We start from the raw sequence: 26138 nt of genomic DNA, 5'->3' as shown, positions 1-26138 counted from the left end.
ATGATGCGATCGCTCTGGGATGCGAAGACATCGAGCAGATGGTTTACTGATTGTCTTTGTGGTGGATGATATTGATCGGGAATACGCGCGAATTCAATCAGTAAGGTGTGAAAATTACAACGGAGATCGAGACTGAACCTTGGGGTGAAAAGTTCTTTCAAGTCACAGACCCCAACGGTATCGTGATTCAACTCGTCCAGTGAATCGCCGAAAATATAGGAGAAATAGTATGAACTATGCCCCGCCACCTGCGATAAAAATAAACCTCCGCCCTGCTAGCTTTGCTGATTTGGATTTATTGCGCCACTGGGATGAGCAACCTCATGTGGTTAACTCCGATCCTAACGATGACTGGGGCTGGGAAGTAGAACTTAAGCGCGTTCCCGAATGGAGAGAGCAATTGATTGCTGAAATTGATGGTCGTCCCATCGGATTTATTCAGATTATCGATCCAGCACATGAGGATAGCCATTACTGGGGTGATGTTACGGCGAATCTTCGTGCCATTGATATCTGGATTGGGGAAGAAACTGATTTGGGTAAAGGCTATGGAACACAAATGATGCGGCTTGCACTTGCTCGATGTTTTGCTGATCCGCAAGTGACGGCTATACTTGTTGATCCGCTAGCCAGTAATACCCGCTCTCACCGCTTCTATGAACGCTTTGGCTTCAAATTTATCGAGTATCGACGGTTTGGTGACGATGAGTGCTTTGTTTATTGCCTGAGTCGAGCAGATTGGCATGGTGGGCGTTGCAGAACAGGGGGATGAATTTAGGCAGGCTCTTGAAGCAGGGGGTGCAGGGGAAGCAGGGGGAGAAATTTTATAACTTGCTAAATCATCCCTCAATTCAGCAACGCCGCATGGTGAAAGTGAAATTAACTGAATCACCAGATGAGGAACAATTCAATCAATGACTACCCGAATTTAATCAACGACTGCCCGAATTCAATCAACGACTGCCCGAATTCAATCAACGACTGCCCGAATTCAATCAACGACTGCCCGAATTCAATCAACGACTGCCCGAATTCAATTAACGACTGCCCGAATTCAATCAACGACTGCCCGAATTCAATTAACGACTGCCCGAATTCAATTAACGACTGCCCGAATTCAATCAACGACTGCCCGAATTCAATTAACGACTGCCTGAATTCAATCAACGACTGCCCGAATTTAATATAGGAACTTAGCAAACTTGCTTTTATTAAACACAAAAGCGATCGCTTACATAATTTATTTTTTCTGGTCGTTTATTTTTTTGGTAGTCCCGTAAGTTCTAAAAAAGGAAAAAGCAGGCAGAAGAGTTTCTTCTCTGCCTCTTTTCACTTATTTCCTATTTAGGACTTACGCAAAACTACAGATTGTAGGGGCAATTCATGAATTGCCTCTACCTGAAAATAAGGGTTTCGGTTATTGTTTGCGTAAGTCCTCTTATTAATAGGGCCACTTCCAATCGCGAATTTCCGGCATATCGTCGCCGTACTTATCAATATATTGCTTGTGTTCAATCAGCTTATCTTGCAAATGCTGCTTGACATAAGCTGCCCTATATCCCAATTTTGGTACGCGCTCAATTACGTCCATCACTAAATGGAAGCGATCGAGTTCGTTAAGAACAACCATATCAAAGGGGGTAGTGGTAGTTCCCTCTTCCTTGTAGCCGCGCACATGCATCTGATCGTGGTTAGTATGACGATAGGTTAAGCGATGAATCAACCAGGGATAGCCATGAAAGGCAAAGATGATGTGTTTATCGGTAGTGAAAATCGTGTCAAAGTCTTTTTCGCTCAAACCGTGGGGATGTTCGCTTTTTGGCTGTAGTGTCATTAAATCGACTACATTTACCACCCGCACCTTTAAATCAGGGAAGTGCTGGCGCAGAATGTCCACAGCCGCCAAGGTTTCTAAGGTGGGAATATCCCCAGCACAAGCCATTACTACATCTGGATCGCCGTCTTGATCGTTGCTTGCCCATTCCCAAATGCCAATGCCTTTGGTGCAGTGCTTGATAGCAGCATCCATATTGAGATATTGCAATGCTGGTTGCTTTCCAGCAACGATGACGTTGACATAGTTGCGGCTTCTCAGGCAGTGGTCAGTTACTGATAGCAAAGTGTTGGCATCGGGCGGCAAATACACGCGAACGATATCTGCTTTTTTGTTAACTACATGGTCAATAAAACCGGGGTCTTGGTGAGAAAAGCCGTTATGGTCTTGCCGCCAAACGTGAGAGGTGAGTAGGTAATTGAGGGAAGCAATCGGTTTACGCCAGGGAATATGTCTGGTCGTTTTCAACCATTTGGCGTGCTGATTGAACATGGAGTCAATGATGTGGATGAACGCCTCGTAGCAAGAGAAAAAGCCGTGGCGTCCTGTGAGGAGGTAGCCTTCTAACCATCCTTGACAACAAGTTTCGCTGAGAATTTCCATCACCCGACCGTCGGGGGAAAGGTGGTCATCTTCGGGGAGGATCTGGGCTACCCAATCCCGGTCTGTGACTTCTAAGACAGAACTTAAGCGATTCGATACTGTTTCGTCTGGGCCGAGGATGCGGAAGTTGCGCCTTTCTTGGTTAAGTTGCATGATATCCCGGAGGAAAGTTCCGGCAACTTGGGTAGCTTCAGCGATCGCTTGCCCTGGTTTAAGAACATCTACGGCATACTTTTGAAAGTCGGGTATCTTCAGGTCACACAGTAAGATACCGCCGTTAGCGTGGGGATTGTCACCCATGCGTCGATGACCTTTAGGAGCTAGTTCTTTTAATTCAGGAATCAGCCTACCGTTGCTGTCGAAGAGTTCTTCTGGTTTGTAACTCTTCATCCAATCTTCTAGGAGTTTCAGGTGTTCTGGCTGTTTGGCGATGTTTCCAAAAGGAACCTGGTGCGATCGCCAAGAACCTTCAGTTTTTTTGCCATCCACTTCCTTGGGCCCTGTCCAACCTTTGGGGGTTTTCATGACAATCATCGGCCACTGGGGACGTTCAGTGAAACCATGTACGCGGGCTTCCCTTTGGATGCTTTGAATTTCGGCGATCGCTATATCTAAAGTCGCCGCCATCTGCTGGTGGACATCTGCGGGATCGTTACCTTCAACAAAGTATGGCTTGTAACCGTAGCCGACAAATAGACTTTCTAATTCCTCACGGCTAATCCGTGCCAATACAGTTGGATTAGCAATTTTATATCCATTCAAGTGGAGGATCGGCAGTACAGCCCCATCATGCACGGGGTTCAGAAACTTGTTAGAATGCCAGCTAGTCGCTAAAGCACCTGTTTCGGCTTCGCCGTCACCGACAACAGCAGCAACAATTAAATCAGGGTTATCAAAGGCAGCACCATAAGCGTGAACGAGGGCATAACCTAATTCCCCGCCTTCGTGGATCGAACCAGGAGTTTCCGGTGCAACGTGGCTGGGAATACCACCGGGGAAAGAAAATTGTTTGAAGAGTTTCTGAATTCCTTCAGCATCCTGGGAGATGTTGTGATAATACTCGGTGTAAGTCCCTTCTAAATAGGTATTGGCTACCAGTCCAGGTCCTCCATGACCGGGGCCAGCAATGTAGATTGTGTTGAGGTCATATTTTTTGATCACCCGATTCAGGTGAGCATAGATAAAGTTCAGTCCTGGTGTTGTTCCCCAGTGCCCCAAAAGTCTTGGTTTAATGTGTTCCAGCTTTAGGGGTTCTTTTAATAGCGGATTGTCGAGTAGATATATCTGCCCAACCGAAAGATAGTTAGCTGCACGCCAGTAAGCGTTTATCTTACGTAATTCTTCATCAGTTAAAGGCTTTGTCTGTGGAGTCGTTGCTAATGTCATTTCGACACTCCATTACAAAAGGATTTTGACGGATTCACCAGTAAGTGATTGTACTTGTTTTCCTGATGATGGCCATCTAACCGATGATGAAGTTTTTCAGCCTTCTTGACTAAATTTCTTGGCTTTGGGCACAGGTTGGAGTAGGAATTTTAAATTAATAATCTCCATTCAATTAATGACCTAATTATTAATTTCCAATAACCCAGGCGGTGGTGTAATTTCAATGCGACCAGATGGCAAGTCTACCACTGGTGCGATCGCTTCCACAAATGGAATCAAAACAGTCTTTTGCTTTTTGTCATTTGTCATTTGTCCTTTGTCAGTAGTAAATGATTCATCCAACTTGACTTCTAACAAATCATTGCCAGCAGGGATGATGTCTACCACCGTACCTACGAGTTCGCCAGATACTTGCATGAAGACTTCTAAGCCAATCAAATCGAGGACATGATATTCATCTTCGCCTAATTGGGGGCGATCGCTTACTGGCACCATTAACTTACAACCGCGCAACGCCTCCGCTTGATCGCAATTTTCCACACCAGCTAATTTGATTACATACAAGTTTTTGTTACTGATGTAACGTCCTGTCAATAATTCGATTGGTTGCGGTTCTGTGTCACCTGAACGCAACAACCAACGTTTTCCCGCCATCTCAAATCTTTCGGGGAAGTCTGATACAGGATAAACCTTTAATTCTCCAGACAATCCTTGAGGGGAAACAATTTTACCAATTTCTAGCCAATTGTCGAGATTGGGGAAGGTGGGGCCCCCTCTGGGGATAAGGGGTAATGGGGATTGGGGATTGGGAATTGGGGATTGGGGATTGGACTTTTTTGATTTTCCTCTTTCTCCTCTGCTCCTCTGCGCCTCTGCGCCTCTGCTCGCTATCTCTTTGTTAACTTCTTCGTGTTTCATTTCTATTTTCCCTATTAGGCAGTCACCGCAGCACCTTTATAAGCTTCTTCAGCGACTTTTGCTAAACGTTGCATGGCAGTGACAATCTCCTCATCGCTGCCTGTAAGGCTGATGCGGAAGCATTGGTGTTTGTGCGCCCACTCTTCCTCTAAACCGGGGAAGAAGCTACTTCCTGGGACAATAATCACACCTACTTGCTTAACTAGCTGGTAAAATTCCCAGTCACTGATGGGTAGATCCTGTAACCACAACCAAGCAAAAATTGCTCCTTCACCGCGATGGAGGAACCAAGGTAAATTTTTGGGCATCGCTTGTTCTAGGCTAGTTTCTAAAACGGCAAATTTATTTTGATAAAAGGGACGGATGACAGTGTGAGAAATTTCCACTAAAGCACCAGAATTGATAGCATAAGCTGCGATCGCTTGGCCGTAACGTGAAGAATGGAGACTCATATTTGCCTGAAAACACTCCAGCGCCTCAATCCACTTTTCATCCCCAATGGCAATACCAATCCTTTCTCCTGGCAATCCGGCTTTCGATAAACTCATACAGTGGAGAATATTATCACCAAACACTGGTGTCATGTCAGTAAAATTTAATGCTGGGAAGGGAGGCGCATAAGCCGAGTCAATTAACACGGGTAGATCGTAAGGCGCAGCCAGGGCAACAATCTTTTTCACCTCATCATCGCTGAGGACGTTACCAGTAGGATTACAGGGGCGAGAGAAGAGGATACAACCTGTGTTTTCTGTAATCGATAGTTGGCTGAAGTCAGGGCGATATTTAAATCGGTGGGCAGCTGCATCGATATCAAGGGTTGGTTTGTGGGCGATTAGGGCTTTTGGAACTAAGCAGATACCGCCGTAACCTGTGTAGTCAGGGCTGAGGGGCAAAACGATTTGTTTTAATTTGCCGCTAGGGGTATAGCCACCGAAGGTATTGGCAGCGTAGAAGTAGAGGGTTTGACTACCGGGGGTAATGAGGATATTGCGTTCGGTTAAGTTTAACCCGTAGCGTTTGTTAAAGTCATTGGCGATCGCTTCAACAAATGGTGCATAGCCCTGACTTGAGCCATAACGGCAAACTACCTCGCCATATTCTGGACTAGCCAAAAGCTGTGCAGTACAATCCCGCCATAATTGCTCTACCTCTGGCAAAATCAACGGATTACCAGCACTCAAATTAATAAAATGCTGCCCTGCACCCGCTCGTAATGTCTCGATAATATCCTTCATGATTGCTCTGACGCCAGTCAGGTTGGACATTTGAGCGCCAATTTGAGTTAGGGCAGGGTTCATAAGCTGTGACAAAATATATTAATTTAGGGGTGGACAAATTACTTGGGGTTTGCTGCTGACATCCAGTTTACATTGTTGTCAAAACAGCTGTTGCCGCCTTTAACCAATCTAGCTAGAGAATGATATTTTAACAAAGTAATATTTATCGTTATAGTGGCGATCGTGCTTAGTAAATATGATGAAGTAATAAAAAAGTTTATCATGTGTTCAACATTTATGAGGGGACAAGGAAAGCAGGGGAGAAGTTGCAGTAAATTTTACCCCAATGTCCAATGCCCTTCAGAAGTGCTGAGTGCTGAGTGGGGAATCTCACTTCTTTACTCTAAGCCGAGGAACTCGAAACTCGGAACTGTTTTGCCCAAGGACAAATGACAAATGACAAAACTAAACAGGAGCGCTGAATATTGGAAGTTAAAGCAGCAGTAGCTCACAGCCCAGGTAAGCCGTTGACGATTGAAACCGTTCAACTATCGGGGCCACAAGCTGGTGAAGTGTTAGTTGAGGTGAAAGCAAGCGGAGTTTGTCATACCGACGCTTTTACCTTATCGGGTGACGATCCAGAAGGTTTATTTCCGGCTATTTTGGGACATGAAGGTGCTGGTGTGGTAGTGGAAGTAGGCGCTGGTGTCACCAGTCTCAAACCAGGCGATCGCGTGATTCCCCTCTACACTCCCGAATGTCGCCAGTGCGAATATTGTTTGAGTTTCAAAACTAATCTCTGTCAAGCCATTCGCCTAACTCAAGGACGCGGTGTTATGCCCGATGGCACTAGTCGCTTTAGTATCGATGGGCAGATGATTCATCATTACATGGGTACATCCACTTTTGCTAACTATACGGTGTTGCCGGAAATCGCTTTGGCAAAAATTCGGGAAGATGCCCCCTTTGATAAGGTTTGTTACATTGGCTGCGGTGTGACTACTGGTATTGGTGCAGTTATCAATACTGCCAAGGTAGAACCTGGGGCAAATGTCGTGGTTTTTGGTTTGGGTGGTATAGGCTTAAATGTCATCCAAGGAGCGCGGATGGTAGGGGCGAATATGATTGTTGGGGTAGATATTAATCCCAATAAACGCGCTTTGGCGGAAAAGTTTGGCATGACGCACTTTGTTAATCCCCAGGAAGTAGAGGGTGATTTAGTTCCCTATCTGGTTGATTTAACAAAAGGCGGTGCTGATTACAGCTTTGAATGTATTGGTAATGTAAAATTGATGCGTCAAGCATTAGAATGCTGCCATAAAGGTTGGGGTGTTAGCGTAATTATTGGTGTTGCTGGTGCTGGACAGGAAATCAGTACTCGTCCTTTTCAACTAGTAACTGGACGCGTTTGGAAAGGTTCGGCATTCGGTGGCGCTAGAGGGCGTACAGATGTGCCAAAAATTGTTGATTGGTATATGGAAGGTAAGATAAATATTGATGATTTAATTACCCATGTGATGCCCATTGAGCAAATTAATCATGCTTTTGAATTAATGCACAAAGGTGAATCAATTCGCAGTGTGGTAACTTTTTAGCTGTTAGATGCAAAGCTTTTTCTCAAAATACAATTAACTGTAAGAGCGCACAGATGTAATGCGTACTTCAGCCAAAATATGAGAGAAAATCCTTGTTTACAGCCTCTGGCTGTAAATGTTATATTTCCTGACATCTTTGCTCATCGGCGACAGCATCGCCAACGCCGCCGCCGCTCCCAACACCTGCTCGTCAGTCACTTCCAATCTGTAACTAAATTCAGAAATAGCTGGTACTGGTGTACTAGTTTTGATACAACTGATTTACTTATTGACAGAGTATGCTAAATCTAGCATACTAACTGTTACATGAGCGAAACGCACCAAAAAGCTTTCAAATGGATTGGAAGCGCTTTAGATGACTTAAAGGATTTCCCTGAAGACGTACAAGACGTAATGGGTTACGCCCTTGATGTAGCACAACATGGGGGTAAGCATCCCGATGCAAAACCCCTGCGCGGTTTTAGAGGAGGCGGGGTTTTAGAGGTTGTAGATGATTTTGATGGAGATACATACCGAGCAGTGTACACTGTAAAATTTGCGGGGTTTGTCTACTTATTACACGCGTTTCAAAAGAAGTCAAAACATGGTATTGCTACATCACAACAAGATATAGATTTAGTAAAAAAGAGGTTAAAAGCCGCTCAGGAAGACTATTCGGAACAAGCTGCTAAACAAAAGGAGTAAATAAGTGACTAAAGAAAATAGCGTTTATACTAGCAGTGGAAATGTATTTGCTGACTTAGGCTTACCTAATTCTGAAGAAAGATTAGTGAAAGCTGAACTAGCACGCAAAATCAGTGAAGCAATCACTTTCCGTAAATTAACACAAGTCCAAGCTGCTGAACTTTTAGGAATTGATCAACCAAAAATTTCAGCATTGGTGAGAGGCAGACTTTCAGGCTTTTCAATTGATAGATTATTTCAATTTTTGAATGATTTAGATAATGATGTAGAGATTGTCATCAAACGAAAACCTGAAGACCGCAAGCAAGCTCGGACAACAGTTGTTTGCTAAGTAATAGATAAAAACTCGTGACAGCATATAAGATACCCCTTTAGTTGATTCTAAAGGGATATCTTTAAAAGTTAGCGAATAATCTGGTTTTGCATCGTTTTAAGCTTAAGAAGCATATCAAAACGGTAGGGATTTGGCATCAGGAGAAACAAATCTGCCACTCTCAATTTTTCCCCAGCAATGTTTATATGCTTTTGAGGAAATTTTGAGCGATCGCTTTTATCCAGGTCAGCCTACCACAGATGATTTAATGGATTGACACTCCTCAATCAAAACTCACAAGTAGCAAAATTTGTCAACTTGATAATACTTCATCAAAGTATCGATCAATTTCTGCCGTAAGTATTTCAAAGTCTACAGGCTTGGTCAAGTGGCATTTAAAACCAGCCTGAAGCGCAAGCTCCCTATCCTCTTGGCTACCGTAGCCGGTAAGCGCAATCATAATTGAGCGAGTAAATTTGGAGTCTTTGCTTAGTTCCTGTGCAACGGCGAACCCATCCATTTCGGGAAGTCCGATGTCACAAATAATCACATGAGGCTCAAGTTTCTTTGCAGTTTCTACCCCTAAAATTCCATTATTGGCAATGGAAACTTCATGCCCAAAATGCTCAAGCACTGCTTTTAATGTTATGGCTGAATCGTCGTTATCTTCAATGACTAAAATCTTCAACGATTTTTTAGCCGCCTCTGTAATCTCCATATCGTTGTCCAAGGCTGTAATCTCTTCGCATATAGGGAGAGTGACTTTGAATTCTGCTCCCAAATTGATCCCTCTACTTGAGGCTTCAACATTACCACCATGAAGTTCCACAAGACTTTTTACTACCGAAAGTCCCAAACCTAGCCCGCTCCGCGAACGATCTAAACTGCGATCGGCCTGGGTAAACGGCTCGAAAAGTTCTGGTAATATTGTCGGGTCTATCCCGATGCCTAAGTCTTTTACAGATAAGACCGCTACACTACCTGAGCCATTTTCACCTGGAATAACTGAGAAATCTACCCAGATCGTCCCATCTGGCTTGGAAAACTTTAAGGCGTTATCAAGAAGGTTCCCAAAGATTTGGAAGAAGCGAGTGGAGTCAACATAAGCCCATACAGGCGTGTTTGGCAGGTCTTGTACTACGTTAAGATTCCATCTCTTTATTGCTTGTGCATGGTCATTGAGACTCTGGCAAACCAATTCCACCAAATTAACCTTCTCAAGGTTTAATGAAATCTTCCGATAGGTGATGGATGATACGTCAAGTAACTCATCGATTAATTTCGAGAGGTGCTTAATCTGGTGTTGCATCCTTAAAACTGTTTCCCCAACTGCGCCAGTCTCGCCTAGCTTCAACTTGAGTAGCTGAACGCCGTTAGATATGGGGGCAACAGGATTCCTTAGCTCGTGAGCTAGCATCGCAATAAATTTGTCTTTAAGGGCGTTTTGGCTCGTCAGTTTCTGGAAAAGTTGCACGTTAGCGATCGCAACTGCCGTAGTTTCAGTCAAAATCTCAAGCATTCCGATCTCTTGAGGCGTGGCTAGGTGTCGTGTACTCCAGTAGGCTCCGATCGCACCCAGTGGATCGGAAACCCGAATCGGAACCATCACTAAACTTTTGACAAAAGTCACCTTGTACGCCTCAATAGGAATTCGTGCATCCTGGTAAATGTCCTCAATTACGGCTGCTTTTTTATTGAGCATTGCCCAACCGGAGATGCAAGACTTGAGCGGAAAACGCATACCTTTCCAAAGTGGCCCAATGGCGTTTTCATCTACATAGTGGCAACATTCACCATCCCGCAATACAAAAGTTACTCCATCAGCATTTGTGAGATCGCGAGCCGCCAAACGCACAATCTCAATAATTTCCTCAATAGTCCGTACACAAGCTAAATCCTTCACGACCGAAAGCAGCCTGTTGTAAGACGAAATGCTATAGCTCTGATCTGAATTCTGTTCTTGAGAGATGGAGGTTTGTAATGTATTTTTCATAAAGAACTCCGAACAAAAGGGATGTCTATATAAAAACTCACCTAAAGCGGGTAGGTTCAGCAGACACCTACTTTCAATCGTAATCTTAACTTTGATCTTGAGAGGACAATAGACTTTTTGCATGAATCAAGAGCTTTCACCCTAAATCCCTCTCCCAAGCTTGGGAGAGGGACTTTGAAATTGGCTCTCTCCCAAGCTTGGGAGGAGGGAACAAGGGTTTAAGACGCTCTTATTCAAAAGGGGTCTGAATCCTAAACTGAGGTAAAACCTTCTGCCCTCAGCATAGCTGCCTTCTTCAATTAGGCGTAGCATTTGCAAGAGAATCGACGATGCGTCATCAACAATCCTTCGTAGACATCATTGATCACAGGCAAATTATTTGGCGATCGCTAGATAATACTCAAATCGCTGCCCGAGTTGTTTAACCGTTAGATTTTGAGTCCAGTACTCCACTAGGGCGTGACCAAATGCCCAGGCGTTGCGATCGGGTGAAGCGGAGTTTTCCAGCAGTAGCGGCCAAAGGGATAGCAATTCAAAGTTGAGTGAGTTGGAGTTCAAGAGCGAGAAAAGTTCATATCCCATTTGCAGTTTGCCAATCACAATCGGCAACTGTTCGACGGGAATTTGCTCCGCCAGCATATATGCTAAAGCTGGAGATCCGGTTGAGAGCGTAGAAATAAACTGAAGGACGGGGCTTTTGAGCAATGTCGTCAATCCTTGTGTTGTCGTCATCTGGAAGGTGTAGTGGTCGATGATTTTAGCGGCGGCGACGATGCGGGCTTCTAGATTACGCAAAAAGCGGGCGAGACGGAGTTGCTTGGTAGGTGCGATCGCATCGACTAATCCCAACGATAGCGCCTCCACTCCCCAAGCAACCCGACTTGTTTTGCTGTCACTTGTAACCACAGGTAGAACGAGATTACAGAATTCTCCCAGCAGTCTGGCGCGATACTCAGTGGCTTCGCGAATGGCAATTTCTTTGGGGCGATCGCCCCATTCCCAATCATAAGGTGGTTGCCACTCGCGGATCGGACGCAGCCGGTCTACTTGGGTGACAATTACGATCGCAGGTAAATCTGCAACTTCTGCTTTGATGTCTTGCAAAAAGTCCACATCCATTTGCAAGGCAGGATCGAGCGCAGGGGTGGCTAACAGCAGCAAATCTGCATTGATGGCATAATCAAGCACCAGATTTCGGAGATCGGCACGGTTGACTTGTTCGTAACCAGGTGTATCCCAAAGCGTTAGGGTTTCCCCACTTTGAGTCTGCCATTGATAATTCTGAATGCGATCGGTACTGGGTAAGACATCAACGGCTGCGAGATCCGCCTGAAATAGGGTATTAATCAGGCTACTTTTTCCCGATCCCGTGCGCCCCACCAGCAGAATATTTACAGGTTTTTGCTCAACCGCCTTGGCTGGTTGAGCTTGAGTCAGGATTTCTCGGAGTGTTTGGGTTTTTGCCTTGGGTAAAGTTGGTGTAGATACTACGGTTGCTGGAACTGGGCTACGTCCGTAAAGTGCGATCGCTTGTCGGCATAAGTTTCTCAGGGCAGCTTCCCGGAATAACTGGCTCAAATTCCCCAATAATTGCTGAGTTGCTTGGTTACTGAAACCCTGACTGGCTTGTTTTGCCACCGCCGCCACCGGATTTAAGATCCATTGTGCCCAGTTCCAAACTTTCCAGAATTTCCGAGCCGATGGTTCCAACTTTCGGTAGACTTCATATCCTTGGTATGCTTGTCCAACTGTTACCTGATTGAGGACAGGGGATAACTTTTGCATCCACCGATCCATATCATCCACTGTTCCCCGAATCAGCCCGTAAGCTTGGGGGACGTAAATGTTCAGCAGGGGATATTGAATCTCAGGATTGTAGATATGAGCGATCGCTACCACTAAATCCTGACATCGCGTCCAAAAAGTTTGCCAGTCTTCCCAAATCGGGCGATCGCTTTGTGCTGCTTGCAGAATTTCTTGAAGGGCGGCTTCTACAAGCTTTGTGGTGTCACTTCCCACAGGTCGCGCTACTGTATCCTCTGCTGTCGATTCCAGTTCTTCACGGACTTGAGTTAATACAGCTTCTACTTGGTTAACAGCTGGTTGAGTCCATTTGACTAGCAGCCAACGCCAACCAACGAATAAAACGGTGAACACACCCCAAATCCAATTAATGCCCCACGCATGAATTTGTGAACCTGCGGCTACCAGTAAGAAAATAATGATAAACGCGATCGGGATTGCTAAGACGACCCACTGCCACGGTTTTAATCGCACCATTGCCCTATACCTGCTTTGATTAGACTTCTTATATTGCTATTGTCGATCTAATTATCTTGTGGTGAGTTCTGGATTACTGCGTGTATTAAAGTGTAAGAATTTGCTGGTAATAGCTTACACTGCCTGCTAGTTCATATGATCTGTTGTGGTAAAAGTGGAGATTTGCCTACCTTTAAGATAATATTTACGTGAATAAATCACAAAAAACTGCCTTGTGGGCGTTGAATTATGCTTGTAGATTTTACAGTCGAAAACTACCGCTCAATTAAAGAACCTGTAACCCTAAGTGCGGTTGCTCAAAAACAAAGCGATCGTCAGACAATCCAAAACAGCAAACGCAAACGGGTGAAGTCAGATCATGAAATTGCACCTGGATATCATGTTGAAGGGTGGGACATTGAGCTTTTACCTGTTCTGGCAATTTTTGGAGCTAACGCGTCAGGTAAGAGTAATGTTATCCAAGCTCTCGATTATTTATTGCTTATTATGACTTATGGTACTCAGGAAGCGGTGCAATTCCAGAGAATCTTTAAATATGCAAAACTAGACCCTTTTAAATTAGATAGGATCTCTGCTCAAAAACCTACAAGATTTGAATTAAGGACTTTATTTAATAATAATATTTATACTTATTCAATAGTAATTAATAAAAATAATATAATTTCAGAAAACCTAGACTATGCTTTAAACACAACTAAACGGACTCGTCGTTTATTTCATCGTCAATGGGATGAAAGTAACAAAAAATTTATATGGAAAACTGGTGATGATTTTGCTGGAGCACATAATCAACTTCAAGATAATATTAGAGAAAATGAGTTATTTCTTAGTACATTAGTAAAATTAAAAGTAGATATAATCGAGTCTTTTATAAATTGGTTAGGAAGTGGATGGCGTGGAATTAGCTTGGGAAGTGAAGATTTTGACCATGTTTCTATTACAGTTCTACAAGATGCTAGTATTTATGTATTCAATGAATTACTTAAACAAGCATTAAATATTATACAAAAATTTGACACGGGAGTGTCTAGAATAGAGTTAAAAAAGAAATCTGATGCTCCGGCTGACTACAACATATATGCTGTGCATAAAACTAATGACGGTAACGAAATACAGTGGCTTTTCGATGAAGAGTCTCTTGGTACTCAGCGTTTATTTTACTTGGCATTCCGCATAGTAGTATCTTTGAACATAGGCGGATTGATAATTGTTGATGAATTAGGCACAAATATTCATCCTAATATTGTAAAAAGTATTATCAGAATATTTCAAAATCTTAAAACAAATCCAAGAAACGCTCAACTGATTTTGACAAGTCATGATAACACGTTACAAAGAAATAACTTGTTACGACGCGATCAAATTTGGTTTACACAAAAGCGCTCTGATCAAAGCACTGAGTTATATCCCTTGACTGATTTCCATGTGCGAAATGATTTGGCGATTGATAAAGCTTATTTAGATGGTCGTTTTGGAGCTGTTCCATTTCTCCCATCTGAAGAGGAAATGATTTTACAGAGTGATGAGCAGTGCCAAGAAAGTTAAATCGCCGCCCACCTAGCAGGAATATTGCTCAGAAAATACTAATTGCTTGTGAAGGAAGTAAAACAGAACCAATTTATTTCAATAGTATTCGCAATGAATTACGTTCGCCAACTTTAGATATTATTGTATTGCCTCATCAAAACAGAACTGATCCACGTAGCATTATTGAAAGACTTATCGAAGAACGACAGCAGAGGAAAGATAACCAGCAATGGAGTAAAGAAGATAAAACCTGGGCTGTTTTTGACGGAGATGAGCATATTGAAAAAAGTCTGGCAAATTGGCAAAGTGCAATAAATCGAGCTATAAGCCAAAAGATTAATCTGGCAATTACCAATCCTTGTTTTGAACTCTGGTATCTAATTCACTTTCAAGACCATTTTGCACAAATCACTCGTGATAGGTTAGTTAATTTGCTCGAAAAGCATATACCTGACTACGACAAATCAATGTGTTTATATCCAAAACCATTGAAATCGTTAACTGAACAAGCGATTCAACGTGCTGAGAAGATGGCAAAGCAGATAGAACGTAATGAATTATCTGAACATTCAAATCCCTGCTGTAGTGGCTTGCCTAAACTAAAGAATAGTTAGATAAATTACTTAAAATTCTTTTAATCAGTTTTATCTAATTATTGCTTGTTATAAAAACTTAAAATACTCGGAAGCGATGTCTGATGACAAGTCGCTTTGCGTCTATACAAACAACAATAAAGATAGCGATCGCTTGCCATAAAACCTAAAATATTAGTAATGTTACACTTTTCATTGCGATATTGATTCTTCTACTAACAATTCTGATGCTGCTTCACTCTCACCCACGTTATCAGATTTGGAAAAACCATCTGCTACATCTTTGATAAAACCAGCTACAGGTACCGCAACTAGTAAACCTAAGACTCCGCCAACATTGGTTCCTACAAGCAAAGCAACTAATACCCATATTGGTCTAATGCCAGTAAATTTACCTAATAAACGCGGTGCGATCGCCTGATCGATTAACTGATCGATGACAACAGCTACGGCAAAAACCTTAGCTGCTAGCCAAAAGTCATGTGACGCTATTATTAAAGTTATTAAAACCAGACTAACGACATCACCAAAGGGAATTAAGCTTAAAAGCCCAACTCCCAAACCAAAGAGTAAACCAAACTGGACTTGAAAACCTAAAAACAATAATGTTATTGAAACACCCATCAGCAAAGCCAAAGTTCCCTGACCAATTAAGTAGTTTTGGAAGTTTTGCTGAATAGACTGGCTTATCTGCTGGGCAAGATTTCCAGGTAACTTCTTAAATATTACCTCCCAAATCCTTGGACCATCTAACAACAAGTAAAAAGTTATAACTACTGTGATTAACGCCTCAGAAATACTATCAATTGTATCTATGATAATACTTAAAAGTTTATCTGAAATAAACTCTAATTCATTAGGTAATTGGTCAGTAGTTTGTGCTAATAGCTGACTTAGATTCACATTTAATTTATGTTTAAAAAACCAATCATTGACAATCTGAAGTTTTTCTTCGCTAGAATCAATCCATTGGGGAAAGACTTTAACCATATCATTAAATTGCTCTAAAACAATGGGCAATAAAGTGATACCTAGAGCCACAACAATTACCAATGCTAATATAAAAACTAATGCTACTGCATAGCCGCGTTTAACTCTCCGCTGTTGGAGAATCGAAACAGGATAGTTTAAAACGAATGCAAGCAAGGTAGCCAAGACAAGAATTGTTACGACAGGTTGAAAGTTTTTAACCAGCAAAAATGCTAGCCAACCATTGAGAAATACTAGAGGAAATAACAACGTAAAAATTAACCATCTAAGTAGTTGATTCAGTGGAAAATTCATAATTAATTTCAAAGCGAAAATTATTCTATTTACTAGATTTAACCGAATAATCAAATCTGCTCAAGAGGACATAGACAATAAAAATCTTCCCCTAGTACAGACGCAATTAATCACGTTTCTCCCAACTCTCCATTCCCTACTCCCTATTGTTCAAATTACTAACTTTCAGCGAAAGCTAAAAATTGCTCCTCATTTATTCGCCCTGCTTGATAGAGAGTATTAGTAATTTCCGAAATAGTTAAAACTGCATGACTGCGATAACCATTTTGCTCTAACCTATCTTTCACCCCCTGTTCATGATCGATAAATACCACAATATCATTAACCTTTAATCCAGCTGATTCCAACTTTCCTGCCCCTTCCATGACACTTTTGCCGCTAATGAGAATATCGTCAACCACTACAACTGTTTCACCAGTATGAAAGTTACCCTCAATTACTCTGCGAGTTCCGTGTGCTTTCACCTCTTTACGCGGGAAAATCATCGGACAATGAAGGCGCAAAGCTAAACCAGTCGCAGTAGGTAATGAACCATAGGGAATACCTGCTAATCTATCAAAATTCAGGTTCTTCAAAATATCCTCATAAGCTGTGAGAACTTGATTAAAAACTTGGGGATTGGAAATAATTTTGCGTAAATCAATGTAATAAGGAAATATAGCTCCTGATGCTTGGACAAAGCTGCCAAACATAATGCAGTCAATATCATAAAGTTGTAAAATCAAATCTTGGTGGGGGTGCTGATTTAAAAAACAAACATCAGGAAACCACACAGAACAAGTAGAATTTTCGTGAATAATTTCAGTTTTTATTTGATTAATTTCTGCACGTAGAGACTGGACTTCCTCTGATAATTGTGTATTTACCAACATATCTTGAGGAACAGGAATCAGTAAACCATCACCATTACTATTCAAGCCAGCTTCTAAAATTTGCTTCAAGTTTTGACCCTGCGCCCAGATGCTACGCGCCATAATAATTCGTTCAGGTGCAACTGCTCGAATAAGTGCTAAAACTTCAGGATTTGTAGTTCCCACTTCCAAACCCAATTGTTCTGGAGTTCCCCAGGTTTTTGATTCTTTTACCACTTGTAAATAAAGGGGTGATTCATTTGTAGGATATTGCTGTAGAGCTTCTGCACCTGGATTAGAAGTACAGCATAAAATAAACACAGCTTTATCAGGATAGACTAAAAAAGGTGCTACGTGATCTTGTCCTGTATAGGGACTGAGAGTGATTGCATCCACCTGCCATTTTGTAAACACAGTCTGGGCAAAGATGCTACTAGTATTTAAGTCACTGTGTTTGGCATCTAAAATCACTGGAATGTGGGCTGGAATAGCTGCTAAAGTTTTGTACAGCAGTTCTAAACCAGGAATACCTAACGCTTCGTAAAAGCCAAATGTCGGTTTATAGGCACAAACGAAATCAGAAGTTTCCGCAATAATGAATTGTAACCACTTTTCCAAACCAGTGATGAGTTCTTCCGATTCATAACGCACAGGCATCATCTCTGGATTTGGATCAAGTCCTACAAATAGTAAGCTTTGATTTTGCAAAATATTACGATTAAATTTATCAAAAAAGTTCATTTTTTTATTTTCAAAAAGAGTTATTGGTCATTGGTCATTGGTCATTGGTCATTGGTCATTGGTCTTTATTCTGTGCGTCTCTCTACCTCCATGACCATAGTTTGTTTACTAAAACATTGATTCTATTAGTTGAGTACCTCCAGCTTTTTTCCCTAATTGATAGTGAATTACTACAAATAATATAACCATCGGCACTGAGGCAAAGTGAACAATTCGCAATGCTTGCCAATCGCCGAATAAATCCACAATCCAGGGAAATTGAGCAGGTTTATACATTCCTATCCCTGTAAATAATGCCAGCAGCAAAATGGGAATAATTGCTGTATAAGCAATCCGATGCCAAGCATAAATTAGGCGTTGGGAATTTTGAGTTTTTTGTAATGCTTTGAAGTCATTAGCACCTACAAAGCGATGTCGCCAGCGTCGGGTAATTAAAATGTAAATTCCATACCACAACAGATTCAGCGAGAATAGCCACATTGCTGCAAAATGCCAGTGTCTACCTCCTGCAAGCCAACCTCCTAAAGTAAATATCAAAGGAATGTGCAAACCTGCGCGTCCACCAAAAACAGGGTTGGCGTTGTAAATTTGTAGTCCACTGGTGAGCATGATAAATAGACTAATGATGTTACAAGAGTGGAAAATTTTGGCTCCTATTGCTTGAGTGGGTCGCTTTCGAGTTGGAGAGGGAACGTTATAAGTCATAAATTTTGACTGATAAAATTTGCTGTTTATCTGTCTTGGGTAAATAGCCCAGCAAGTTTGGAGGTGGGCATTGCTTATCTTTATTTTCTCATCATTAGATTCAGTATTTTGACATTGATGGTCTCCATCTGCTGTTTTAATTGTCAGTTTAGGTATGGCTAGGGTTGTTCTAACTGGAGTTTAGACTAAATATAAATGAGGGAAAAAAGGAAAAAAGGGGTCGGATTGAATACAGTCTCCCAATTGGCACAAGCACCAGAGTTGAATCACCTACTCTTACCTGCCAGTATGAAACTTGCCAGACTAGAAGAATTACGTCAAGTAGCTTATCAACATTTAGGTAGAGCCAAAGAAAAAATTCTATGATTGAATCACGCCAAATAATTTAAGGATGCAAAAAATTATCAAGGCTTTTTTGTAGCTTTTTTAGTCAGGGCTGGCTGCTATATATACAACGTAGTCTACATTAACTTCCAAAGCTTAATGGTGTGAGAAAATATCATACTGAATTAGAGTCAATGAGTAATGACTATAGATGAACTAGTATTCCTGCTAAAAGCCAGTCAAGCAAGCGGTTTAACGACGCTCCAAGAGTTGATATTGCGTTCTTCGTGGGAAGGAAAAACCTACACCAATATAGCTAGTGAAGCGCACTACGACGAGGAACGTGTCAAGAACATTGCTGCTCATTTATGGCAAGTACTGAGTAATTTTTGCAAAGAAGCCAATTGAAGAACTTGCTTACGCAGAAATGGCTGAACCTAGGAGTGTAATTTGCATCAAAGCACTCAAAAAGATGGGGAAAAGCTCTCTGGTGTTGCGGTTGCTTGCACACGCTAACAAGCAAGGCTTTCACACCGTAACTTTGGACTTACAGCAAGCAGACAAAGCAGTATTTGCCAGTTTGGATAAATTTTTGCGCTGGTTTTGTGCCAATGTTAGTCGGGAGTTACAGCTAGAACCAAAACTCAATGATTATTGGGATGAAGATATGGGTAGCAAAGTCAGCTGCTCCTAAAAGGCTGTTGTAAGAAAGCTCACAAGGCTTAAGCTGAATTGTAAACATTAACGCCTTGTGAGCAAATGACTTTAAAAAATAAGAACTAAAGTCCTTACTACAAACTTGCTTAGCTATTAATTTTGAGGGATAAGAGAACGAAGCGCATACTCCTACAAAGAAGCAAGCTATGCGTAGCGTCTCGTTAGAGAAGAACGCAAAATTAAGAGGTAAAGAAGAGAAATTTGATAACTGATTCACCTGTTAAAATTTTTGCGACAGACCCACTACGGTAATTTTAAATAGAAGCCGAACTTGTAAAAGTCTGGCTAAGTTTAATCAATCATCTATACGCAGTAGCTTGCGGTAAAACGGTTGTGAAAAATCGGTCACGCGATAACGTTTATAGTTGTCCATAAGTTCAATTAAAAAATTAATAAACTCGAAACTAGCCATCATCAGTTCATAACTCAGGTCAGCATTGCCATCAAACTGAATTCGGCAACGGGTTAAGTCTGAGGGTAAAGTAGCAACATTCCAGGAGGCGACAAAGGGGACATGTTCGCTGGCTTCAATCTTCCGATGTCCTTCCAAGACCCCTTTTTGATAAAGACTGATGGCATAGGGTAAGAAATTGCGCCTAGCACCCTGAACATAAGGTAAGTAAACACTGGCTTGTTGTTGAGTTGCAGGCTGGAGTTGCTCAATAGACATAGTTAAATATTCCTCAAGTTAGTTAGCAACTGGGGATATTAGTGGATATTAGTAGTATTCCCCAAAGATGTGTCTAAAGCACATAGTGGTCAGTGAAGAAGGGAATAGGGTACAGGTTACAGGGTACAGATTATTCCCTATCACCTGTCACCTCTCCCTAATCCCAATACCAATACCCCATGACCAATAAATGAAGTTACTACTAAGAAATATTAAAATTTCGGTTACAATAATGCTGCATTAACTGTTATTGAATCTGGGGATCATTAACACTAAAAATGTCTACTGTAAAGTGGTGGATGCCGTTGTTGCAGTTTTTCCCAACAAAAAGCTGCTGCTACCTTGCTATTACTTTACCCAAACCGGAGTTCTCATTGGAGAAAGTCCGACTCTAGAAGCTTCCTACCCAAGTGGCTATCAAAGGAATCAAGCCTTTGTCAAAGAGTAGCAAAGGTGGTTAATACGAGGTAATTACGCAGATGGCGGTGACAACAAAGGTAGTCCCAGCGGCTTTTGGCTTAGGGATAGCGGGTATTACAGTTTACCCATTCCGATTAATACCGGGAAAAGTAGCTTAGGGATATTTGTCCGTAAAATTACTAACTGTAGACAAATAGTGGTTTTTGAATCAAGCAACCTAACCTATGCCAGCGAATTCCTGGCCCGAAGAAGATTCTTATCAAGACCTCGATCCGCTCAACTCCTTGTTGTCTGACCTATCAGTAGATGAGGAGTCAGTGTTAGAGACAGATTCTATGTCTCTACCATCTCGGTTTCAAGGTCGTAGAGGCAAAGCAGCTCTAGTCTTGACTATCGTCTGGAGTGGCACGATCGCTCTACATTTAGTTTCTTGGGCTTCCATTTTTATTCTAGGACTGACCACCATTCTAGGATTTCATGCTTTGGTGGTAGTGTTTACTAAATCCCGTCGCTATCCAAAAGAAATACAGGGAGATTTACCTTCTGTTTCTGTGCTGGTGGCTGCGAAAAATGAGGAAGCGGTAATTGCTAAATTAGTCAAAAATCTTTGTAATCTGGAATATCCAGGTGGGCAGTACGAAATTTGGATAATTGACGATCGCAGCAGTGATAGCACGCCACGTTTATTAGCAGAACTCCAACAGAAACACGATCATCTGAAAGTACTAAGGCGTTCAGCAGAAGCTACTGGTGGCAAATCGGGGGCGTTGAATCAGGTATTGCCGTTGACAAAGGGCGACATTATAGCAGTATTTGATGCTGATGCCCAAGTAACACCAGACTTGCTGCAACAGGTAATACCTTTATTTCAAAGAGAAAACGTGGGGGCGGTGCAGGTGCGAAAAGCGATCGCCAACGCTAAAGAAAACTTTTGGACTAAGGGTCAAATGGCCGAAATGGCACTTGATACATGGTTTCAGCAACAGCGAACTGCCCTTGGTGGCATTGGCGAACTGCGGGGCAATGGTCAATTTGTCCGGCGTTCAGCCTTGGAAAGCTGCGGTGGCTGGAATGAAGAAACCATTACCGATGATTTGGATTTAACAATCCGTTTACATTTGGACAAATGGGATATTGAGTGTGTTTTTCATCCAGCAGTGCAAGAAGAAGGAGTGACAAGTGCAATTTCACTCTGGCATCAGCGCAACCGTTGGGCAGAAGGCGGATATCAACGCTATTTGGATTATTGGGATTTAATTCTCAAAAACCGCATGGGAGGGCGCAAAAGCTGGGATTTGCTGATTTTTATGCTAATTATGTATATCTTACCCACAGCAGCAATCCCAGATTTATTAATGGCGATCGCTCGTCATCGTCCCCCAATGTTAAGTCCGATCACAGGCTTATCCATTTCTATGTCGATGGTAGGGATGTTTACAGGTCTGAAGCGGGTACGTCAAGATCAAAAATTCCCACTTTCTACATATTTTATGATGCTGGTGCAAACCCTGCGTGGCAGTTTATATATGTTGCACTGGTTAGTCGTCATGAGCAGTACTACTGCCCGGATGTCGGTAAGACCAAAGCGCCTGAAATGGGTAAAAACTTTGCATACGGGGAATGAAGAATAGGGAGTAGGGCATGGGGCGTGGGTAATGGGGAATAGGGAATGGAGCGGGGGATGAGGAATAAGGGGATGATGGAGTAGAGGAGACTTTCTTCGGATCTTTCCCCAATGCCCAATGCCCAATTTTTTATTCATCATCTACTTCTGATTCTTCTACCCATTCTGGTGTAGTTGTGGAATCGGAGAATTCTGGGAAATCATCTGCAAAACGGATAATTTGTCCGTTGAAAAATTCTGCTACACGTTGAGCTGCGATCGCTACTTCGTCAGGTTCCCAATCAGGTGCGGGTGTTTGTTTTGGGGGTAGAGGCAAAGTTTGCATCCCGTTTCCATTTAACCCGTTTCCATTTGCCCTATTTCCATTTACACCATTTCCATTTGCCCTATTTCCATTTACCTCATTTCCATCTCTTACAACCAACTCGGTTTTTTGTGGTGCTGGTGGTGGATTAGTTGGCTGCGGTACTGACGCTGAAGGCGAAATTTGCTGGTTGTAGCTAGGTGTGGGTGATTGCTGAACGCGAGTAGAGTCTTTTGGCGGAGGATTTTTTTTGGCGGAGGTAGAGTTTGAAGAAATTCCTTTTTCTATATTTATCTGGATTTCACGCTGGAAAGTCTGCTGGAAAGCTGCCGTAATCATCGGTAGATAAGATTTTCCCTTGTCATACCATGCCTGTTTAATAGCAATTAGAGCCACAACACCGTCGAACTCCATGAGTTGGCTCATTTGACGCAGCATTTCTTGCCTTGATTTTGGCTGGAGGTTGGCAAGCACTTGTTGCCAAATCTGAGTTAAGTCATATTCTACTTCGCCAACAACTTCTGAAGTTACTGGTTCAATGTTCACTGATGGCACAGGAACAGCAACAGGTTCTGGCGTTGGTGGTGAAACTAAGTTAGCAACAGAATTGTGATTTGTTTGCTGTTCATCTGAGGCAGATGAAGTGACGGGCTGATTTTGGGCAGCCGCTTGATGATGGTTTACAGAATTATGATTTTTTTGCGGTTCAGCTACAGGTAAAGAAGAGACTGGGTGATTTTGGGCAGCCGCTTGATGATGGTTTACAGAATCATGATTTTTTTGCGGTTCAGCTACAGGTACAGAAGAGACTGGGTGATTTTGGGCAACTACTGGAGGATAGCTTGGAGATACAACAGGTGTATGAATTCGCAGCGCGACACTTGGGGCTTGTGGCTGAATATTCGTCGCACTCGGTAACAGTCCTAGTAATGTTACCTCCAACCACAAACGCGGCTGGGTGGTATTTTTAATTTGTACTTCAGCTTCTCGCAAGTGTTTTTGTCCTGCCAAAATCACGCTCATATCGAAGTATTGAGCAAATTCAATCAGCGCTGTCCAGGTTTGCTGAGTACAAGCAACCAAATCGTGGCGGTTGGGTGCTGTTTTAGCAATCAGTAAATCGCGGTAAAAAGCGGCGAGATTTTGCAGAATAGTTAGGGGTTCTCGACCACGATCTAGAATGTGGTGAGTACAGTCTAAAACTGCTTCCGGTTTATCTTGAGCGATCGCATTTAAAAGCGCTAACAAGTCCTGTTCGCTTACCGTCCCCACCAAATCCCAAACTCGCTCTGGTGTGACTTCACCCGCTAACAAGCCCAATTGGTCAAGTAGACTTTCGGCATCCCGTAACCCTCCCTGAGAAAGTTGGGCTACCAGGGTGACAGCATCAAGTGAAATATGAATGTTTTCATAAGATGCGATCGCACTTAAATGCTTCACCATCGCTTCTAACTGAATGCGTCTAAAATCAAACCTTTGACAGCGTGAAATAATCGTTGGTAACACCCGTTGCGGGTCTGTTGTCGCCAACACAAAAACCACCTGTCTCGGTGGTTCTTCTAGAGTCTTAAGTAGCGCATTGAATGCCTGGGTACTGAGCATGTGGCACTCGTCGATTACATAAACCTTGTAGCGACACTGCACAGGAGCAAACTGGGCTTTTTCAATCAACTCGCGGATATTATCGACACCAGTGTTGCTAGCGGCGTCGATTTCAATTATGTCTAAGGCGTAGCCCTTGGTGATCCCCTGACAAACCTCACACACGCCGCAGGGTTCAGCAGTGGGCTTGTCACTTTTGAGACAATTGAGGGATTTAGCCAGAATCCGGGCACTAGAAGTTTTCCCCGTACCTCTAGGCCCAGTGAATAAATAGGCGGGGGCGATTTTGGATGTGCCGATCGCGTTCGTGAGGGTGGTAGCGATCGCCTCTTGGCCCACCAGTTCAGCAAAACTTTTGGGGCGATATTTGTGGTGCAGGGGTTCGTAAGACATGAAAATATAGACTTCAATGCCTTTCAAAGTTAATTACTAGCACCGAGTCGAGTTTGGGATTCAACTATTTTAAACTCTCGTACCTGCTTTGTTTGTCGATTTTTGCCATAGCGCAAGACTCAACTAATGCCGTAAATTTTGGCACTCAGGAAACTTGCAGCCAGAGCTTATCCTCTACTATGATTTCAACATCAATGTATGGGAATTATAGCATATTATTTAGTACATTTGTTCTATCAAATAAAATTGGGAGTAGGGAAGAATAACTATTGCTCAATCAGGACTTACGCACTCACATCCTCCAACCTCCTTAAGGAGCTAGGGGGATCTACGTTTCAGGCTTCAGTGCGTAAGTCCTATATATACTCAAACTAGACTTAGAACAAAAACGCAGTTTTTTAAATGTTTATACTGTAGTTGAAAAGAGAAAGTATCGTTAGATTTACATAAACTACAAAAAAAATGCTTTTTAAAACTACTCCTAATAACTTGTGACTTGGAGGCTGAGGCTACATAAACTAACATTTTGAGGTTTCTTTAGTTAAAGATTTTCAGGCGTTGCATAACAGTAGCAATTGTATAGTATTTGTCTTTATTTTACAAAGAATCAGGACGCTATTTCCGTGTGCTTTTAAATAAGAACTCTTGTAAAAGTGTTTTGTGGTATGATTAGGGTTTTGGCAATTTGTGATTAGGACTTTGAGGAGCAGTGAAAATAGAGAAAGCCAAGCAGCTTACTGCAAAAAAATTTAAGCGAATGACTGGAGTGAGCCGTAAAACCTTTGAATTAATGGTTGATGTAGTTAAAGCTGATGCTCAAAAGAAGAAGAAGCCTGGTCGCCGTCCTAAATTAATTATTGAAGACCAAGTTTTAATGGTCATCCAATATTGGAGAGAGTACCGCACTTACTATCACATTGGATTAGATTTTGAGCTTTCAGAATCTGCGGTTTGCCGAATAGTTTTTAAAATCGAAAATATTTTAATTAAGTCCAGAAAGTTTAGTCTACCAGGGAAAAAACAATTATGGAAAATATCATCTGAGGAAGGTTTAGTCGTAATGGATGTTACCGAGAGTCCAATTGAAAAACCTCAGAAAGGTCAAAAAGGATTTTTTAGCGGAAAACAGGGAGAACATACTTTAAAAACGCAGGTAGTAATCTACCAAAAAAGCAGCCAAATCATCTGTTTGGGGCATGATAAGGGAAAAATCCCTGATTTTCGCTTATTTAAAAATAGTGGAATAAAATTTGGATAATTAGTTAAGGTAATAGCGGATAAAGGCTATCAAGGAATTGCTAAAATTCATCAATTAAGTGAAACACCAATTAAAAAACCGAAAGGAAAAAAGTTGACGAAAGAACAGAAAAAATACAATCGGGAACTCAATCGATTAAGAATTGTTGTTGAACACGTAAATCGTCGTTTAAAGATATTTAAAATTTTGTCTGATAGATATCGAAATCGTCATCGACGTTTTGGGTTAAGATCGAATTTAATTGCGGGAATTTATAATCACGAATTAGCCATATAAATCGGATATAAATTGGATAAAAAAAT

Annotated in this window: 23 protein-coding genes and 3 pseudogenes; 15 read left to right on the top strand and 11 right to left on the bottom strand. The window is 42.1% G+C overall.

The window, feature by feature from the left end:
* Positions 1 to 107 precede the first annotated feature (107 nt).
* The 3 genes from NLP_RS35750 to NLP_RS32770 are packed head-to-tail and all read left to right on the top strand — an operon-like array spanning position 108 to position 918.
* Positions 108 to 203, top strand: a complete 96-nt coding sequence (locus tag NLP_RS35750; protein WP_325034723.1) for a hypothetical protein — start codon at positions 108 to 110, stop codon at positions 201 to 203.
* A gap of 26 nt (positions 204 to 229) precedes the next feature.
* A complete protein-coding gene (locus NLP_RS04310) occupies positions 230 to 772 on the top strand; it encodes a GNAT family N-acetyltransferase (RefSeq protein WP_104905305.1) in 543 nt (180 codons plus the stop codon).
* The gene (locus NLP_RS32770) at positions 769 to 918 is read left to right on the top strand and encodes a hypothetical protein (protein ID WP_158680280.1); all 150 of its coding nucleotides are present in this window, start codon (positions 769 to 771) and stop codon (positions 916 to 918) included. The genes NLP_RS04310 and NLP_RS32770 overlap by 4 nt, the downstream gene beginning before the upstream one ends.
* Here NLP_RS32770 and NLP_RS04305 read toward each other — a convergent pair whose 3' ends face one another.
* The 4 genes from NLP_RS04305 to NLP_RS04290 form a co-directional block, all read right to left on the bottom strand.
* Complete coding sequence (locus NLP_RS04305; RefSeq protein ID WP_104905304.1) at positions 919 to 1167, bottom strand: hypothetical protein; 249 nt, start codon at positions 1165 to 1167, stop codon at positions 919 to 921. It lies immediately after the preceding gene.
* Between the two features lie 274 nt (positions 1168 to 1441).
* Complete coding sequence (locus NLP_RS04300) at positions 1442 to 3823, bottom strand: phosphoketolase family protein (protein WP_104905303.1); 2382 nt, start codon at positions 3821 to 3823, stop codon at positions 1442 to 1444.
* Between the two features lie 180 nt (positions 3824 to 4003).
* Complete coding sequence (gene rimM, locus NLP_RS04295) at positions 4004 to 4741, bottom strand: ribosome maturation factor RimM (protein WP_104905302.1); 738 nt, start codon at positions 4739 to 4741, stop codon at positions 4004 to 4006.
* Between the two features lie 14 nt (positions 4742 to 4755).
* On the bottom strand, positions 4756 to 6039 hold the full coding sequence (locus tag NLP_RS04290) for a valine--pyruvate transaminase (protein ID WP_104905301.1): 1284 nt from the start codon (positions 6037 to 6039) through the stop codon (positions 4756 to 4758).
* Positions 6040 to 6443: 404 nt separating this feature from the next.
* Between NLP_RS04290 and NLP_RS04285 the strand changes: the two genes are divergently transcribed.
* The 5 genes and pseudogenes from NLP_RS04285 to NLP_RS04270 form a co-directional block, all read left to right on the top strand.
* A complete protein-coding gene (locus NLP_RS04285; protein WP_104905300.1) occupies positions 6444 to 7553 on the top strand; it encodes an S-(hydroxymethyl)glutathione dehydrogenase/class III alcohol dehydrogenase in 1110 nt (369 codons plus the stop codon).
* A gap of 78 nt (positions 7554 to 7631) precedes the next feature.
* Positions 7632 to 7838: a hypothetical protein gene (locus tag NLP_RS32765; RefSeq protein ID WP_158680279.1), complete on the top strand. Its 207-nt coding sequence runs from the start codon at positions 7632 to 7634 to the stop codon at positions 7836 to 7838.
* Positions 7839 to 7859: 21 nt separating this feature from the next.
* Positions 7860 to 8237 carry a type II toxin-antitoxin system RelE/ParE family toxin gene (locus NLP_RS04280; protein WP_104905299.1) on the top strand — a complete coding sequence of 126 codons (378 nt, stop codon included), beginning with the start codon at positions 7860 to 7862 and terminating at the stop codon, positions 8235 to 8237.
* A gap of 4 nt (positions 8238 to 8241) precedes the next feature.
* A complete protein-coding gene (locus tag NLP_RS04275) occupies positions 8242 to 8568 on the top strand; it encodes a helix-turn-helix domain-containing protein (protein ID WP_104905298.1) in 327 nt (108 codons plus the stop codon).
* 121 nt (positions 8569 to 8689) lie between these two features.
* Positions 8690 to 8827, top strand: a pseudogene (locus NLP_RS04270) (DUF29 family protein); the annotation flags it as partial.
* A 36-nt stretch (positions 8828 to 8863) separates the two neighbouring features.
* Here NLP_RS04270 and NLP_RS04265 read toward each other — a convergent pair.
* On the bottom strand, positions 8864 to 10543 hold the full coding sequence (locus NLP_RS04265) for a hybrid sensor histidine kinase/response regulator (RefSeq protein ID WP_158680278.1): 1680 nt from the start codon (positions 10541 to 10543) through the stop codon (positions 8864 to 8866).
* 375 nt (positions 10544 to 10918) lie between these two features.
* Positions 10919 to 12823, bottom strand: a complete 1905-nt coding sequence (locus NLP_RS04260) for a GTPase family protein (protein WP_104905296.1) — start codon at positions 12821 to 12823, stop codon at positions 10919 to 10921.
* Positions 12824 to 13051: 228 nt separating this feature from the next.
* On the opposite strand from NLP_RS04260, the gene NLP_RS04255 reads away from it, so the two are divergent.
* Together NLP_RS04255 and NLP_RS04250 are read left to right on the top strand one after the other, a co-directional pair.
* Positions 13052 to 14368, top strand: a complete 1317-nt coding sequence (locus NLP_RS04255; RefSeq protein ID WP_104905295.1) for an AAA family ATPase — start codon at positions 13052 to 13054, stop codon at positions 14366 to 14368.
* Complete coding sequence (locus NLP_RS04250) at positions 14353 to 14964, top strand: RloB family protein (protein WP_104905294.1); 612 nt, start codon at positions 14353 to 14355, stop codon at positions 14962 to 14964. The genes NLP_RS04255 and NLP_RS04250 overlap by 16 nt, the downstream gene beginning before the upstream one ends.
* Positions 14965 to 15135: 171 nt before the next feature.
* On the opposite strand, the gene NLP_RS04245 is transcribed toward NLP_RS04250, so the two are convergent.
* From NLP_RS04245 to NLP_RS04235, 3 genes are all read right to left on the bottom strand, one after another.
* Entirely contained in the window at positions 15136 to 16227 is a 1092-nt protein-coding gene (locus NLP_RS04245; protein WP_104905293.1) for an AI-2E family transporter, read from the bottom strand.
* Between the two features lie 158 nt (positions 16228 to 16385).
* A complete protein-coding gene (locus NLP_RS04240) occupies positions 16386 to 17819 on the bottom strand; it encodes a bifunctional orotidine-5'-phosphate decarboxylase/orotate phosphoribosyltransferase (protein WP_104905292.1) in 1434 nt (477 codons plus the stop codon).
* A gap of 108 nt (positions 17820 to 17927) precedes the next feature.
* On the bottom strand, positions 17928 to 18524 hold the full coding sequence (locus tag NLP_RS04235) for a cytochrome b/b6 domain-containing protein (RefSeq protein WP_104905291.1): 597 nt from the start codon (positions 18522 to 18524) through the stop codon (positions 17928 to 17930).
* A 225-nt stretch (positions 18525 to 18749) separates the two neighbouring features.
* Here NLP_RS04235 and NLP_RS32760 point away from each other — a divergent pair, with 225 nt between their 5' ends.
* A complete protein-coding gene (locus NLP_RS32760; RefSeq protein ID WP_158680277.1) occupies positions 18750 to 18890 on the top strand; it encodes a hypothetical protein in 141 nt (46 codons plus the stop codon).
* A 159-nt stretch (positions 18891 to 19049) separates the two neighbouring features.
* Positions 19050 to 19539, top strand: a pseudogene (locus NLP_RS04230) (AAA-like domain-containing protein); the annotation flags it as partial.
* A 321-nt stretch (positions 19540 to 19860) separates the two neighbouring features.
* On the opposite strand, the gene ebsA reads toward NLP_RS04230, so the two are convergent.
* Positions 19861 to 20235 (bottom strand): type IV pilus biogenesis protein EbsA, encoded by a 375-nt coding sequence (gene ebsA / locus NLP_RS04225; protein WP_104905290.1) that lies wholly within the window; start codon positions 20233 to 20235, stop codon positions 19861 to 19863.
* Between the two features lie 250 nt (positions 20236 to 20485).
* Here ebsA and NLP_RS04220 point away from each other — a divergent pair, with 250 nt between their 5' ends.
* Entirely contained in the window at positions 20486 to 20683 is a 198-nt protein-coding gene (locus tag NLP_RS04220; RefSeq protein WP_104905289.1) for a hypothetical protein, read from the top strand.
* 196 nt (positions 20684 to 20879) lie between these two features.
* A complete protein-coding gene (locus tag NLP_RS04215; protein ID WP_104905288.1) occupies positions 20880 to 22286 on the top strand; it encodes a glycosyltransferase in 1407 nt (468 codons plus the stop codon).
* 123 nt (positions 22287 to 22409) lie between these two features.
* On the opposite strand, the gene NLP_RS04210 is transcribed toward NLP_RS04215, so the two are convergent.
* Positions 22410 to 24578: a DNA polymerase III subunit gamma/tau gene (locus tag NLP_RS04210; protein ID WP_104905287.1), complete on the bottom strand. Its 2169-nt coding sequence runs from the start codon at positions 24576 to 24578 to the stop codon at positions 22410 to 22412.
* Between the two features lie 709 nt (positions 24579 to 25287).
* On the opposite strand from NLP_RS04210, the pseudogene NLP_RS04205 reads away from it, so the two are divergent.
* Positions 25288 to 26112, top strand: a pseudogene (locus tag NLP_RS04205) (IS5 family transposase).
* Positions 26113 to 26138: the final 26 nt, after the last annotated feature.

The sequence above is a fragment of the Nostoc sp. 'Lobaria pulmonaria (5183) cyanobiont' genome (assembly GCF_002949795.1).
In the GTDB taxonomy this organism is placed as follows: Bacteria; Cyanobacteriota; Cyanobacteriia; order Cyanobacteriales; family Nostocaceae; genus Nostoc.
This window is presented reverse-complemented; position numbering and strand designations above follow the sequence as displayed.

Coding starts and splice junctions, on each gene's coding strand:
- NLP_RS04310 (WP_104905305.1), top strand. CDS start 230: ATGAACTATGCCCCGCCACCTGCGATAAAAATAAACCTCCGCCCTGCT.
- NLP_RS32770 (WP_158680280.1), top strand. CDS start 769: ATGAATTTAGGCAGGCTCTTGAAGCAGGGGGTGCAGGGGAAGCAGGGG.
- NLP_RS04300 (WP_104905303.1), bottom strand. CDS start 3,823: ATGACATTAGCAACGACTCCACAGACAAAGCCTTTAACTGATGAAGAA.
- rimM (WP_104905302.1), bottom strand. CDS start 4,741: ATGAAACACGAAGAAGTTAACAAAGAGATAGCGAGCAGAGGCGCAGAG.
- NLP_RS04290 (WP_104905301.1), bottom strand. CDS start 6,039: ATGAACCCTGCCCTAACTCAAATTGGCGCTCAAATGTCCAACCTGACT.
- NLP_RS32765 (WP_158680279.1), top strand. CDS start 7,632: ATGAGAGAAAATCCTTGTTTACAGCCTCTGGCTGTAAATGTTATATTT.
- NLP_RS04280 (WP_104905299.1), top strand. CDS start 7,860: ATGAGCGAAACGCACCAAAAAGCTTTCAAATGGATTGGAAGCGCTTTA.
- NLP_RS04265 (WP_158680278.1), bottom strand. CDS start 10,543: ATGAAAAATACATTACAAACCTCCATCTCTCAAGAACAGAATTCAGAT.
- NLP_RS04260 (WP_104905296.1), bottom strand. CDS start 12,823: ATGGTGCGATTAAAACCGTGGCAGTGGGTCGTCTTAGCAATCCCGATC.
- NLP_RS04255 (WP_104905295.1), top strand. CDS start 13,052: ATGCTTGTAGATTTTACAGTCGAAAACTACCGCTCAATTAAAGAACCT.
- NLP_RS04245 (WP_104905293.1), bottom strand. CDS start 16,227: ATGAATTTTCCACTGAATCAACTACTTAGATGGTTAATTTTTACGTTG.
- NLP_RS04240 (WP_104905292.1), bottom strand. CDS start 17,819: ATGAACTTTTTTGATAAATTTAATCGTAATATTTTGCAAAATCAAAGC.
- NLP_RS04235 (WP_104905291.1), bottom strand. CDS start 18,524: ATGACTTATAACGTTCCCTCTCCAACTCGAAAGCGACCCACTCAAGCA.
- ebsA (WP_104905290.1), bottom strand. CDS start 20,235: ATGTCTATTGAGCAACTCCAGCCTGCAACTCAACAACAAGCCAGTGTT.
- NLP_RS04215 (WP_104905288.1), top strand. CDS start 20,880: ATGCCAGCGAATTCCTGGCCCGAAGAAGATTCTTATCAAGACCTCGAT.
- NLP_RS04210 (WP_104905287.1), bottom strand. CDS start 24,578: ATGTCTTACGAACCCCTGCACCACAAATATCGCCCCAAAAGTTTTGCT.